Source organism: Pseudomonas sp. NFX5, assembly GCF_049132125.1.
Lineage (GTDB): Bacteria > Pseudomonadota > Gammaproteobacteria > Pseudomonadales > Pseudomonadaceae > Aquipseudomonas > Aquipseudomonas marginalis.
The window spans coordinates 264,261-277,558 of sequence record NZ_JAFMZG010000028.1 but is presented as its reverse complement, the minus strand read 5'-3'; the positions used below and the strand labels follow the sequence as shown (position 1 = coordinate 277,558).

General features: G+C 61.9%; 12 protein-coding genes and 1 other RNA gene. 8 read left to right on the top strand and 5 right to left on the bottom strand.

What is annotated here, in order from left to right:
• Positions 1 to 268 precede the first annotated feature (268 nt).
• Both rnpB and rsmI read right to left on the bottom strand, forming a co-directional pair.
• Positions 269 to 622, bottom strand: an RNA gene (gene rnpB / locus J1N02_RS18405) — RNase P RNA component class A.
• Between the two features lie 96 nt (positions 623 to 718).
• The gene (gene rsmI / locus J1N02_RS18400) at positions 719 to 1,591 is read right to left on the bottom strand and encodes a 16S rRNA (cytidine(1402)-2'-O)-methyltransferase (protein ID WP_027604767.1); all 873 of its coding nucleotides are present in this window, start codon (positions 1,589 to 1,591) and stop codon (positions 719 to 721) included.
• 209 nt (positions 1,592 to 1,800) lie between these two features.
• Here rsmI and J1N02_RS18395 point away from each other — a divergent pair, with 209 nt between their 5' ends.
• The 4 genes from J1N02_RS18395 to J1N02_RS18380 all read left to right on the top strand — a co-directional run bounded on the left by J1N02_RS18395 (position 1,801) and on the right by J1N02_RS18380 (position 5,247).
• Positions 1,801 to 3,612 (top strand): penicillin-binding protein activator, encoded by a 1,812-nt coding sequence (locus J1N02_RS18395; protein ID WP_421147550.1) that lies wholly within the window; start codon positions 1,801 to 1,803, stop codon positions 3,610 to 3,612.
• Positions 3,612 to 3,983: a YraN family protein gene (locus J1N02_RS18390; RefSeq protein ID WP_027604769.1), complete on the top strand. Its 372-nt coding sequence runs from the start codon at positions 3,612 to 3,614 to the stop codon at positions 3,981 to 3,983. The genes J1N02_RS18395 and J1N02_RS18390 overlap by 1 nt, the downstream gene beginning before the upstream one ends.
• 92 nt (positions 3,984 to 4,075) lie before the next feature.
• On the top strand, positions 4,076 to 4,669 hold the full coding sequence (locus tag J1N02_RS18385; protein ID WP_007904374.1) for a phosphoheptose isomerase: 594 nt from the start codon (positions 4,076 to 4,078) through the stop codon (positions 4,667 to 4,669).
• Positions 4,666 to 5,247, top strand: coding sequence for a BON domain-containing protein (locus J1N02_RS18380; protein ID WP_027604770.1), 582 nt, complete (start codon positions 4,666 to 4,668; stop codon positions 5,245 to 5,247). The genes J1N02_RS18385 and J1N02_RS18380 overlap by 4 nt, the downstream gene beginning before the upstream one ends.
• 65 nt (positions 5,248 to 5,312) lie before the next feature.
• Here the strand turns inward: J1N02_RS18380 and J1N02_RS18375 are convergent, their stop codons facing one another.
• Positions 5,313 to 6,086 (bottom strand): OmpA family lipoprotein, encoded by a 774-nt coding sequence (locus J1N02_RS18375; RefSeq protein ID WP_027604771.1) that lies wholly within the window; start codon positions 6,084 to 6,086, stop codon positions 5,313 to 5,315.
• Positions 6,087 to 6,300: 214 nt separating this feature from the next.
• Positions 6,301 to 6,945 (bottom strand): MBL fold metallo-hydrolase, encoded by a 645-nt coding sequence (locus J1N02_RS18370; RefSeq protein ID WP_421147549.1) that lies wholly within the window; start codon positions 6,943 to 6,945, stop codon positions 6,301 to 6,303.
• Between the two features lie 144 nt (positions 6,946 to 7,089).
• On the opposite strand from J1N02_RS18370, the gene J1N02_RS18365 reads away from it, so the two are divergent.
• From J1N02_RS18365 to J1N02_RS18350, 4 genes are read left to right on the top strand one after another with little or no spacing between them, the layout of a single operon-like run.
• Complete coding sequence (locus J1N02_RS18365; protein ID WP_027604773.1) at positions 7,090 to 7,680, top strand: paraquat-inducible protein A; 591 nt, start codon at positions 7,090 to 7,092, stop codon at positions 7,678 to 7,680.
• Positions 7,677 to 8,321 carry a paraquat-inducible protein A gene (locus J1N02_RS18360; protein ID WP_098480361.1) on the top strand — a complete coding sequence of 215 codons (645 nt, stop codon included), beginning with the start codon at positions 7,677 to 7,679 and terminating at the stop codon, positions 8,319 to 8,321. The genes J1N02_RS18365 and J1N02_RS18360 overlap by 4 nt, the downstream gene beginning before the upstream one ends.
• Positions 8,302 to 9,957 (top strand): intermembrane transport protein PqiB, encoded by a 1,656-nt coding sequence (locus J1N02_RS18355; protein WP_098480362.1) that lies wholly within the window; start codon positions 8,302 to 8,304, stop codon positions 9,955 to 9,957. Before J1N02_RS18360 ends, J1N02_RS18355 begins: the two co-directional genes overlap by 20 nt.
• A 17-nt stretch (positions 9,958 to 9,974) precedes the next feature.
• The gene (locus tag J1N02_RS18350) at positions 9,975 to 10,535 is read left to right on the top strand and encodes a PqiC family protein (RefSeq protein ID WP_421147548.1); all 561 of its coding nucleotides are present in this window, start codon (positions 9,975 to 9,977) and stop codon (positions 10,533 to 10,535) included.
• Positions 10,536 to 10,547: 12 nt separating this feature from the next.
• Here the strand turns inward: J1N02_RS18350 and J1N02_RS18345 are convergent, their stop codons facing one another.
• Positions 10,548 to 13,277 carry a LuxR C-terminal-related transcriptional regulator gene (locus J1N02_RS18345; RefSeq protein ID WP_421147547.1) on the bottom strand — a complete coding sequence of 910 codons (2,730 nt, stop codon included), beginning with the start codon at positions 13,275 to 13,277 and terminating at the stop codon, positions 10,548 to 10,550.
• Positions 13,278 to 13,298 lie beyond the last annotated feature (21 nt).

The window sequence follows — 13,298 nt, the reverse complement described above, 5'->3', positions numbered from 1 at the left end:
CGCCCACCACACCGTCAAGGCGCGGATTCAAGGAAAAGCCTTACAGATCGGAGATTTAGGAGCGTAAAAGGAGGAGAAACCAGAGTTCGGCGGTGTTTTTGGCTCGACAAGCACAGATAGCTCAAAGAGCTACAGATCAAAGTTAAAGTGATTTATTAAGAGTAAGATTTTTTTGGTATTACGAAGATGCATCTGCCAATGATTTGGCAGGGAGGGATTCTTGCGCTACTACCGGTTTTCTGCCCGAGATTCGGACAGAAGGAAAAAGGTGGAGAGTCGATCTGTAAGCCGGGTTCTGTCTTGAACAGTCATTCGTCTACGATGGCCATCACTGGACATCTTTAGCAACCTACCCGGTCCCAGCGCGGGCCACGCCTTGGGACCCTATTTGGTCTTGCTCCAAGTGGGGTTTACCTAGCCACGAACTGTTGCCAGTCGTGCGGTGCGCTCTTACCGCACCTTTTCACCCTTACCGGCACCGAAGTGCTTAGGCGGTTATTTTCTGTGGCACTTTCCGTAGGCTCACGCCTCCCAGGCATTACCTGGCACTTCGCCCTATGGAGCCCGGACTTTCCTCCCCCCCCTAATTTTCATAGAGGGCAGCGACTGTCCAATCGACTCTCCGCCGCGCAGGTTAACGGCACGACGGCTTCAGGACAAGTATTAAAAGTGCAGCATTGCCATCACGTTCGGACGGAATACCGGTTTACCCCCGGAACTATTCGGCTTTCTGTTTATCCAGCGCGACTTGATACAACACATTCTTGCGCACGCCGGTAATTTCCGCCGCCAACGCCGCAGCGCGCTTGAGGGGCATCTCCTTGAGCAGCAGGTCGAGGATACGCATGGCCTCGCTGCCGACGGCCTCTTCATTTTCCGGCGCGGTCCAGCCCGCCACCAACACCACGCACTCGCCGCGCTGCTGATTACTGTCGCCCTCGACGAACGCGCGCAGCGCTTCCAGCGGCAGGCCCTTGAGGGTTTCGAAGGTTTTGGTCAGCTCACGGGCCAGCAGGGCCAGGCGCTCGCCGCCGAACACCAGTTCCATATCCTGCAGGCATTCAAGAATACGATGAGGCGCTTCGTAGAAGATCAGCGTGCGCGGCTCTTCTTTCAATGCCTGTAGACGCGCACGACGCCCCACGGCCTTGGCCGGCAGGAAACCTTCGAAAATAAAACGGTCCGACGGCAGGCCTGCCGCCGACAATGCAGCGATCAGCGCGCACGCGCCTGGAACAGGCACTACATTGATACCTGCGGCACGCGCCTGGCGGACCAGATGGTACCCAGGGTCGGAGATCAGCGGCGTACCCGCGTCCGAGATCAGCGCCACATCGTCGCCCGCCAACAACCGCACGATAAAGCGACTGCCTTCTTCGCGCTCGTTATGCTCGTGACAAGCCGCCAATGGCGTGCTGATACCAAAATGCTGCATCAAACGCTGGGAGTGTCGAGTGTCTTCCGCCGCAATCAATTTAACCTCGCGCAACACTTTCAGCGCCCGGGCACTGATGTCGTCCAGGTTGCCAATGGGCGTCGCCACGACAAAAAGCGAGCCTGCAGTGGAATTCAAAGGACCTGGAGCAGTCAAAGCGCACACCTCGATGGTTGGCAAAAGCCATATTGTAGCGCGTAGGCGCCTTGAAAATATGCCATCACGGCCGATGGCTTTTCAGCCGTGCATGGCTGATCGCACCACTTGCACGACCTAAATCGACGGTTTCACGCCAGTAACATCGCGCCTGGGCCAGTGCTTGGGTACAATTCCACGCTAATTTGATCGGTATCAGGAACACTTACATGATCGCTTGCCTGCGGCTGCTCTCCGCCCTCTGCCTCGCTGCCTTACTGGCCGCTTGCGCCAGCTCGCCCTCGTCCAGCCTTGGCGACCTTCCACGGACCCCGGACGCCAGTATCGAGCAACTGCTCGAACAGGCCACCACCGCCAAGACGCCAGAAAAGGCCGCGTTGCTGCGCCTGAGTGCGGCAGACATGGCCTACCGCCAGAACAACCCTGGCCGCTCGTCGCAGATTCTTGCGCAAGTGTCCCCGGATGTCCTCAAGCCAGCCGCGCAAGTCTTTGCCAGCACCCTGGCTGCCGAATTGGCCATGACGCGCAACCAGCCCAAGGCCGCGTTGACCGCCTTGAACCATCCGAGCCTGCAAAGCCTGAAGGAGCTGCCGACCGAACAGCAGATCCGCACCGGCACCGTGCACGCCCGCGCTTATGAAGCCGATGGCCAGACCCTGGCCGCTGCCCGCGAGCGCGTTGCCATGGCGCCATTGCTCAGCGGCGATGCCGCCAAAAGCAATCACGAAGCCATCTGGACCTTGATTGCCGCACTGCCTGCAGAACAACTGCAAGCCAGCGGCAACCCGACCCTGGACGGCTGGATTACCCTGGCCCAAGCCGTCAAGGGCGCCGGTACGCTTGAGCAACAGCAGGCCGCTATCGACACTTGGCGCGCACAAAACCCGGGCCACCCGGCCGCCGTGCAACTGCCAACCCCGCTGACCAAGCTCAAGGAGCTGGCCAGCCAGCCCTTGAACAAGATCGCCCTGCTGCTGCCCCAGGAAGGCCCGCTGGCCTCCGTCGGCAAGGCCCTGCGCGAAGGTTTCATGGCGGCGCACTACCAGGCTGAACAAGCCGGGCAGAAGCCACCGGTCATCGAGTTCTATGACAGCTCGCGCCTGGCCTCCATCGACGACTTCTATGCCAAGGCCCAGGCTGCAGGCGTGCAATTGGTAGTTGGTCCGCTGGAGAAGCCATTGGTCAAGCAGCTCAGCACGCGCCCTCAGCTACCGATCACCACGCTGGCGTTGAACTACAGCGAGACCGATCAGGGCCCGGCGCAATTGTTCCAGTTCGGCCTGGCCGCTGAAGACGAAGCCCGCGAGGTGTCGCGCCGCGCCCGTGCCGATGGCCTGCACCGCGCCGCTGCCATGGTGCCCCGTGGCGAGTGGGGCGAGCGTGTCTACAAGGCCTTCCGCCAGGATTGGGAAGCCAACGGTGGCACGGTTGTCGGTGTCGAGTATGTCGACCAGCCGGTCGCCCTCGCCCAGCAAATTGCCGACCTGTTCCAACTGCGTAAAAGCGAAGGTCGCGCCAAGAGCCTGCAAAGCACAGTGGGCACAGACGTAGCGGCACAGCCGTCACGTCGCCAGGACATCGAGTTCATCTTCCTGGCCGTTACCCCGCAACTGGCCCAGCAGATCAAGCCGACCCTGAACTTCCAGTACGCCGGTGATGTGCCGGTGTACGCCACGTCCCACGTATTCAGCGCCAGCGGTGACAAGAACCAGTACCTGGACATGACCAACGTGATGTTCTGCGAAACCCCTTGGCTGCTCAACACCACCGACCCGCTGCGTAACCAGGTTGCCGCACAATGGCCGCAAGCCAATGGCAGCCTTGGCCGCCTGTATGCGATGGGCGTCGACGCCTACCGCCTGGCCCCGCGCCTGGGCCAGTTGAAGGCACTGCCGGATACACGCATTGACGGCCTCTCGGGCAACCTGGGCATCAGCACCAACCAGCGCGTCGATCGCCAGATGCCATGGGCGAAGTTCGTCGGCGGCGAGATCCAGCGCCTGCCGGACACCCCGCGCTGATGCCGGAGCGGTCTACTGCACAAAGCGGCAAGGATGCCGAACTTCAAGCATTGAAACACTTGCAACAACAGGGTCTGCGCCTGCTGGCGCAGAACTGGTTGTGTAAACGCGGCGAGCTTGATCTGGTCATGCTTGACGGCGATACAGTAGTATTCGTCGAAGTCCGCTACAGAAAACACGCACAATGGGGTGGCGCGCTCGCCAGTATCGACGGGCGCAAGCGTCAGAAGCTGATACTCGCTGCGCAGTTTTTCCTGCAACAAGAGCATCGCTGGGCCGACGCCCCCTGCCGTTTCGATGTGGTTGCCATGGAAAGCACACCGTCTGGTCAGGTTGATCTGAACTGGCTGCAAAATGCCTTCGACAGCTGATTCACCGGACATCTTCACCACACACTTTTGCTCTTTGCTTTGCGGGCTGCACATTCCTGTGCCAAACAGCCGCGCTACTTAAGGTCACACAGATGGACATGCAATCCAGAATTCGCCAGCTTTTCCAGGCCAGCATCGACACCAAGCAACAGGCGATGGACGTACTTGCACCGCACATCGAGCAAGCCAGTCAGGTCATGGTCAATGCCTTGCTCAACGAAGGCAAAATGCTTTCGTGCGGCAACGGCGGTTCGGCCGGCGATGCCCAGCATTTTTCGTCCGAACTGCTCAACCGCTTCGAACGTGAGCGCCCGAGCCTGCCGGCCATCGCCTTGACCACCGATTCGTCGACGATCACCTCGATCGCCAACGACTACAGCTACAACGAAATCTTCTCCAAGCAGATCCGCGCCCTGGGCCAACCAGGCGATGTGCTGCTGGCGATCTCCACCAGCGGCAACTCGGCGAATATTATTCAAGCGATCCAGGCCGCACATGATCGCGAAATGATTGTCGTAGCATTGACCGGACGCGACGGCGGCGGCATGGCCTCGCTGCTGCTGCCCGAAGATGTGGAGATTCGCGTCCCGGCCAATGTCACCGCACGTATTCAGGAAGTCCACCTGCTGGCGATCCATTGCCTGTGCGATCTGATCGACAGCCAACTGTTTGGGAGTGAAGAATGACCGTTAACCGCCTCGGCCTTTTGGCCATTACGTTGTGCCTCGGCATCAGCGGCTGCAGCACGGCAATCACTGCGACACGTGACACCCCTATTCAGGATGACAAGGGCACCCGCACCTTCGGCAGCAAGATTGATGACTCGCTGATCGAAACCAAGGTCGAAGTCAACATTGCCAAAGCCGCCACGGACCTGGGCAACGGTGCTTCACGCATCGTCGTGACCAGCTTCAACGGCGTGGTACTGCTCGCAGGCCAAACGCCACGCGCCGATCTCAAGGCCCAGGCCGAACAGGCGGCCTCGGCCGTACAGCGGGTCAAGAAGGTCCACAACGAATTGCAGGTCATGGACCCGATCACCCTGCTGGCCATCAGCAACGATGCCCTGCTGACGACCAAGATCAAGGCGCAGATGCTGACCGACAACGCGATTCCCGGCTCGCGGATCAAAGTGGTCACCGATAACGGCATCGTCTACCTGATGGGCCTGCTGACCCAGGCGGAAGCCACGCGCGCAGCCAACCTGGTGCAGGGCGTATCCGGCGTGCAGAAGATCGTCAAGGTGTTCGAGTACATCGATTGATGTAAGCGGCCATAAAAAAGGGCGCCATGCATTCACTGCATGGCGCCCTTTTTAGTGACCAGCGTTTATTGGTATTGCTGGTACGGGTTGCCCTGGAACTGGTTGTTCTGCTGCGGCGCTTGCTGCTGCGCGCCAGGCTGGCCGTACTGCTGGCCGGGGATCGGGCCGAGGTTCACTTCTACGCGACGGTTCTGCGCACGACCGTTCACGTCGGCGTTGCTGGCTATCGGGTTATCCGGGCCGGCACCGCGTGCACTGAGGTTGGCACCATTGACGCCTTGGGACGTCAGGTAGTTGGCCACGCTCTGGGCACGGCGCTGGGACAGGTCCATGTTCAGTTGGCGGCTGCCGGTGCTGTCGGTGTAACCGACGATCTGGATGGTGTTCTGGTTGAACTGCTTGAGGGAGTTGGCCAGGTTGTTCAGCGGCTGGTAGAAGCTGCTGGAGATCGCGTCCGAGTTGGTGGCGAAGGTGATGTTACCCGGCATGATCAGCTTGATCTGGTCGCCCTGGCGCTGAACTTCAACCCCGGTATTGGCCATGCTCTCACGCAGTTTCTTTTCCTGCTGGTCAGCGTAGTAGCCGTAACCCGCGGCGCCAGCACCTGCAACCACGGCACCGATCAGCGCGCCCTTGCCACGGTTGTTATGGTCGATGGCAGCACCCGCCAATGCACCGGCCAGGGCACCCAGGCCACCGTACTTGGCGGTCTTGCTCATACCGCTGGATTCATTATTCGCCTGTCCCTGGCTGCCACCGCCATAAGGATTAGGTGAAGCGCAGCCGGACAACAGGGCTACGGCGGTAGCGACAACAAGCAGACGACGCGGAGTGAACATGAAGGGAGCTCCTACTTTTGCATTCTGTGGTGCAAAGGACATTGGCAATGGACCCGTGCCGAGTTTGGAACGCGACAAACGGTAAAAATTCCGTGTGCACGCCCCGAGCTGTAACAAAACATTCGGGGCTTGCGTTGCTACAGAAACCGTAGCAGACACATGCTGAACGCGGCCTGAGTTTTTGCTACAGCGGATTGCCGTTCGAACCATTGCTTCACGCCCGCACAAATGGGTTCTCACGCATCTCGTCACCCAGGCGCGTGTCCGGGCCATGGCCGGTCACCACCGTAGCGCCCTCGTCCAGCGTGTAGAGCCGTTGCTTGATCGAACGCACGATCGTCGCCTGGTCCCCCCCCCACAAATCCGTACGCCCAACACCGCGCCGAAACAGCGTGTCCCCGGCAATCAGCAGCTTGGCATCGGCAAACCAGAAGCTCATCGAGCCGGGCGTGTGCCCCGGTGTATGCAGCGCCACACCGCACCCGCAGGCCAACCCCTCATCATCGGCCAGCCAGCGATCCGGCGACGGCACCGGCGTGTAGGGCACACCAAACATCTGGCACTGCATCTCCAGGTTGTCCCAGAGAAACTGGTCTTCCTTGTGCAGGTGCAGGGTTGCACCGGTCTTTTCCTTCAATTGCCCCGAGGCCAGGAAGTGATCGAGATGGGCATGGGTGTGGATGATGCTCACCACTTTCAGGCCCAGGGCATCGAGGCGCGCCAGGATCAGTTCATGATTGCCACCCGGGTCGACCACGATGGCCTTCTTGGTAATGGGGTCGCCAATGATCGTGCAGTTGCACTGCAACGGGCCGACCGGGAAGGTTTCGCGGATCAGCGCGGCTTTTTCAATATTCATCGATGCTCCTGCGGGCGCTATGGCATATTCCGCACAGTATGGTTGACGCGCTGCCAGACCTGAAGAGCAGCGACTGCTAAGCTTGCCCACGCCATCGAAAAACAACCCAGGCCCCCGCCACCGTGCCGCGTTGGAGCGATCCCCATGGCGAATCAACTGATCATCTGCGAGCACTGCGACTGTGTGTACGAAAAAGTCACGCTCGCCAAACATCAAAAAGCCCACTGCATACGTTGCGCAGGCGTGCTCCAGCGCTACAACGGCCTGACCGTGCAACAGCGTCTCGCCCTGACGCTGACGGCTGCGGTGCTGTGGACGTTCGCCAATTTCTATCCCGTGATGAGTATCAGCCTGCAAGGCCTGAAAAGCAGCGCCACGCTATGGGATTCGGTGGTAGCGCTGAGCCTGGGGCCGATCACGTTTATCGCCTTGGTGGCGGCCATTTCCATCATCATCGCGCCGGTGTTCCAGTTGCTGCTGCTGATGTGGGTCTTGAGTTTCGCCCTCGCGGGCAAGCGCTCACCGGCGTTCCGATTGTGCATGCGTTGGCTGGAGGCACTCAGGCCCTGGAGCATGCTGGAGGTGTGCCTGCTCGGGGCAATGGTGGCGGTGTTCAAGCTGGCCGGCATGCTTGATGTGATCCCCGGCACCGGCCTGTTTGCCCTGGCCGTGCTCAGCCTGTTGCTGATCCGCATTGCCGGGCGTGATGTGCGCGACCTGTGGGACAGCGTATGAGCACACCGCCGACGGCCAGCGAGCTCGGCCTGTGCCTCTGTCACAGCTGCGGATTGTCCTGCGACCTGCGCGCCGGGCCGACCGAATGCGAGCGCTGCGGCGCGCCCTTGCACCGGCGCAAGGTCAATTCCCTGACGCGCACCTGGGCCTACATGCTCACCGCGCTGGCGTTCTATGTGCCGGCCAATCTCCTGCCCGTGATGAACACCAGCATGCTCGGCTCGGGGGCGGACAGCACCATCATGAGCGGGGTGCTGGAGTTCTGGCAGCACGGCGCGTGGGACATCGCGCTGATTATTTTCATCGCCAGCATCGCAGTGCCCGGCATCAAGTTTGTGTCCCTGGCCCTGCTGCTGGTCACCGTGCAGCGCAATAGCCTTTGGGCACGCAAGGAACGTTCGAAGCTGTTCCGCTTCGTCGAACTGATTGGCTACTGGTCGATGCTGGATGTCATCGTGGTCGCGCTGGTGGCCGCACTGGTGAAGTTCCAGGCCCTGGGCACCATCGAGCCGCGCCTGGGTATCCTGTTTTTCGGCCTGGTGGTGGTGTTTACCATGCTGGCCGCCATGAGCTTCGACCCGAGGCTGATCTGGGAAACCCCACACAACAAGGAGACCGCGGATGACGTCACATCCCACTGACACCCCGCAAGCCCCAGGATCGCCTGCGATCAAGACACGGCGCTTCAGCGTTTCGCTGGTGTGGATCGTGCCGATCGTCGCGGTGCTGGTGGGGATTTCGCTGGTGGTACACAGCGTCCTCCAGCAGGGCCCGACCATCACCCTCAATTTCAAGACCGGCAGCGGTCTGACCGCGAACAAAACCGAGGTCAAGTACCGCAACGTGGTGATCGGCCAGGTGACCGACGTCGCCTTGAGCGACGACCAGAAAAGCGTCAACGCCACGGTTCAACTGGCCAAGCAGGCCGAAAGCTTCACCCGCGCCGATTCGCAGTTCTGGGTGGTGCGCCCGCGTATCGGCGCCGGCGGCGTATCCGGCATCGACACCCTGCTCTCCGGCGACTACATCGGTGCCGACATCGGCCAATCGGAGACCCGTGCCAAGCAGTTCAAAGGCCTGGAAAACCCGCCGCCCATCACCTACGGCGAACCGGGCAAGCGTTTCACGCTGCACACGCAGACCCTTGGTTCGCTGGATATCGGCTCACCGGTGTACTACCGCAAAATCGAGGTCGGCCAGGTGGTGGCCTACGAGTTGGATGCCGAAGGCAAGGGTGTCAACGTCGAGGTGTTCGTGCATGCGCCCAATGATGCCTATGTCACCGAAAACACGCGTTTCTGGAACGCCAGCGGGGTTGACCTGAGCGTCGGCGCCAATGGCTTCGCGCTGAAGACCGAATCGCTTTCGTCCATGCTGGTCGGCGGCATCGCCTTTCGGGCACCGCCGTACAGCCCCAACGACAAACCGGCCGACGAGGCACGTACCTTTGAGCTCTTCGACGACCAGGACAGCGCCCTCGCCCCACCCAATGGCGAGGGGCAATACATGGCCCTGCGCTTCGACCAGGCATTGCGCGGGCTCAAGGTCGGGGCGCCGGTGGAGTTCCTCGGCGTCGAGTTTGGCAAGGTGGTGTCGATCAACCTGGACTTCGATGCCAGTAAACGCAGCTTCCCACTCAACGTCGGTATCGTGATCTATCCACAGTTGCTCGGGCAGGCCCACACCAAACTGCTCAAGGTCATGAACCATGACCCCAACGATGAGGCCGCCGGCGTACGGCTGATCGGCTCGTTCATCGAAAATGGCCTGCGCGCCCAGGCGCGCAGCGGCAACCTGTTGACCGGCCAGTTATACATCGCGCTGGACTTCTACCCGAAAGCCGAGAAGGTCAAATTTGACCCCAGCCTGCGCCCGGTCAGCATTCCAACCATTCCCGGCAACCTCGAGCAACTGCAGGAAAAACTCGAGAGCATCGTCAACAAGATCAACCAACTGCCGATCGAACGCATTGCCGGCAACCTCGACAGCAACCTGGTCGAGCTGCGCAAAGGCCTGACCCAATTCAATGCCAAGACCCTGCCCGGCGTGCAGAACACCCTGGCTGACGTGAGCAAGACGCTGCAATCGGCCAGTTCGACCCTGGCCGAGGACTCACCGCAGCGTGAGCAGCTGACCCAGACCCTGGATGAACTGGGGCGCATGTCGCGTTCCCTGCGCGAACTGTCGGACTACCTGGGCCGTCATCCGGAATCGCTGATTCGCGGCCGTCCCGACAACGCCGCGCCCCTGGACCTGCAAGGACCTCCACGCAAATGACCCCTGGAGCAAGCGCCATGACGTTTCCGTTGAAAATCACAGTGGTCGGCATGCTGCTGTTGCTGGCGGCGTGCAGCAGTACGCCGATTACCTTTCATACGCTGACACCGGCGCACTGGAATGCGGCCACGGGAGCCGAGGCAGGCAGCATCCGGATTGAAAGCATCACCGTTCCCCCCCAGGTCGACCGACCGCAGATTGTGATTCGCCAGGGCGACAGCGGCGTGGCGATCCTGGAAACCCAGTGGTGGGCCGCGAGCCTCGCGGATGAGCTGAGGAGTGCGCTGGTGGACCAACTGGCCAACAGCAACCCTCGGCAATCGATGTTGTTGCGTCTTGAAGTGCAGCGCTTTGACTCAGTGCCCGGCCAGTACGCGCTGCTCGACGTCAAATGGCGCCTGCGCCCGGCCGGGGGCACCGAGCGCCCACCGCTGACCTGCCGGACCACGTTGCAGTCGCCCGCCGGGCCGAGCATCGACAACGTGGTGCTCGCCCATCAAAACAATCTCAAGCGCTTTGCCGCGCAGGTCAGCCAGACGGTCGACAGGTCAGCCGGCCAGTGCCCGACGGCACCGTAAACCGCCCGGCACTTACGCCAGCAAGCCCATGGCCTTGGCTCGCGCCACGGCCTGGGTGCGTCGCTCCACCCCAAGTTTGCTGTTGATGTGGCTGGCGTGGGTCTTGACGGTGTGCAGGGAGATAAACAGCTGGTTGCTGATTTCCTGGTTGGAGCAGCCTTGGGCGATCAGTTGCAGGACCGCCAGCTCGCGCGTGCTCAGGGTTTCGTGGCCAGTCGTGACCTCGGGCGTCACGGCCGCCGGGAGAAGCGCGAGCAGGCTCTGGTGCAACACACCTTGCGGGTCTTTGCCCAATTGCTCGCGCATCCAGTCCGGATACCCGTCCAACAAGCGCTGGAACGGCTGTAACGCGCCCCCGGCGCCCGACTCAAGCGCCTGGGCCAGCACCGGCCGCGCCCTGGCTTCCTGACCGCACTCCAGCAGCAACTGCGCCTGCTGGGTCAGCGCCATCAGGGCAATCATCTGGCGCCCACTGTCGTGGGCCTGTTGCGCCAGTGCTTCGAGCCGCTCCAGCGCCGCCAGGGGCTGATGGCGCACGGCATCGAGGGCGGCTTGTTGCAGCCCGATATGTTGCGGCAAGTGCGGGTGGAATTCCGGTGCAGCGGCGGCCTGTTCGCCGTGGTAAGTCTGCCCCAGGCGCGTCAGCCAGGCATCCGCCAGGTCGGTGCGGCCCTGGGCCAGCCACAGTTCGCATTTGATCAGGGTAATCATCGCCAGGTAGTAGATCGGCGGCACATCCCAGATATGCATCAGGCGCTCGGCTTCGGCGAGTTCGGCGAAGGCTTTGGGAAAGTCATGGCGCCGCCCTTCGAAGCTGGCGATCACGCAATGGCCGATCAGCACGCTGATATCGCGACAGGCCCGCGCCTCGGCCAGGCCTGCGCGCAGGAGGGCAATGCCGGTTTCGGGCTGGTTGCGCACCAACAGCAAATAGCCTTCGTAGAGCGACAGCCGCGCACGCACCGCATACAGTCGCTGCGGTGCCAGGCCGTGTAGGCGCTGCAGGCCCTGGCGCACCTCGTCGAGGGCGCGCAGGATTTCGCCACGGGCCTGCAGCACCCGTGCACGGTCGTAATGGGCCAGGGCTTCGAACAGCGGGTTGCCGACGCGCTGCGCCAGTTCCAGGGATTCACGGTTCAGGCCACGGGCGCGCCACAAATCGCCATCGGCAATGGCCAGGTTGGACAGGGTCGACAGGCACACCAGGCGCTGGCCGTAACGCCGTTGCGGCAGGCTGTCCAACGCCTCGCTGCAATAGCGCTGCGTCAATTCACGGTCACCTCGACCGCGGGCGATAATCCCGCTCAGCGCCAGCCACTGGGCCAGCATCGAGCGCTGTGCGGTGGCCGAGGGCGCCGGCAGGAAGCGACTGAGGTACGCGGACAGCTCCTGCGCCGCATCCAACTGGCAGGCCAGTGCCAACGCCCAGCTGTACAGCACAATCAGGCGCGGCGTGCTGATCAGCAGGCTGTCGGGCAAGTCCATTTTCCAGCGCAGCAACATGCCGACATTCTGCTCGGCCAGCAGTTGTTCTTCGGACAGGTTCTGCACCAGGTTGGCCGCCACGTCGAGGTGCCCGGCACGCAACGCCTGCTCCACCGCCTCGTCGATCAAGCCCTGGGCGTTGAACCAACGGCACGCGCGCAGATGCAGGCTGGCGGCCGGCAAGACATTGCTGCTCGCGCGACGGGTGCGCAGCAGGTCGGAGAACAAATGGTGATAACGGTACCAGTGCCCCTGCTCGTCCAGGGGCACCAGGAACACCTGGTGGGCTTGCAGGTAACGCAGGATCTCGGCGCTGTCATGGGCTTCGCGCACGGCATCGCACAACTCGCTGCAAAAACGCTCCTGGGGCGCGGTGTCGAACAGGAACGCCTGCACTTCGGGTGGCAGGCAGTCGATCACTTCTTCCAGCAGGTAGTCGCGGATCAGCCCTTCCCCACCGTGCAGGCTTTGTGGCAAGGCGTCCTCGCTGCCGGCTTCGGAAGCCGCCAGCAGCCAAAAGCGCAGGCCGGCCACCCAGCCTTCGCTGCGGCGGATGAGGTTGTCGAGGGCTTCACCACTCAAGGAGCTGCTGTGGCGATCCAGCAACGCCTGGGATTCGGCATGGGTCAGGCGCAGGTCTTGCTCGTGCAACTCCAGCAAATGCCGTGACAACCGCAATCGCGCCAGATGCCAGTCCGGGCGCTGGCGGCTGGTGACCAGCACCACCAGGCCATCGGGCAAATGGTTGAGGAAGAATTGCAGGCAACGATCCAGCACCGGTCCCTGGGCCAGATGGTAGTCATCCAGCACCAGCAATAATGGCGCACGGGTGGACAGGTGCACGGTCAGCTCATCGAGCAGGCCGTCGAGCCACTCTTCAAACGCAAAGGGTTGGTGACGCTGGCGCATTTTCAGCAAGCCCAGGGATTGGGCGCCGAGTGCCGGGAAGTAGTGCTGCAACCCTTCGAGCAGGCGCTCAAGAAAACGCCCCGGGTCGTTGTCCCGTGGGCTCAGGCCCAGCCACAGGCTGTGCCAGTGAGCCGGCAGGCCCTGGCAGAACTCCACCGCCAACGAACTCTTGCCGAACCCGGCCGGTGCGCAGACCAGCAGCAACCGCCCCTCCAGGCCGGCGCCCAGCCGTTCACACAGGCGCGGGCGCAGCACGTAGCCATCAGGCAGCGGGGGCCTGTAGAAGCGACCTTCCAGGGTCGGGATTATCCGGCTGGCAGGCCCTTGGATTCGGGACAGATCAGTCATCGCCGGGCTCTTGTAGAAGGC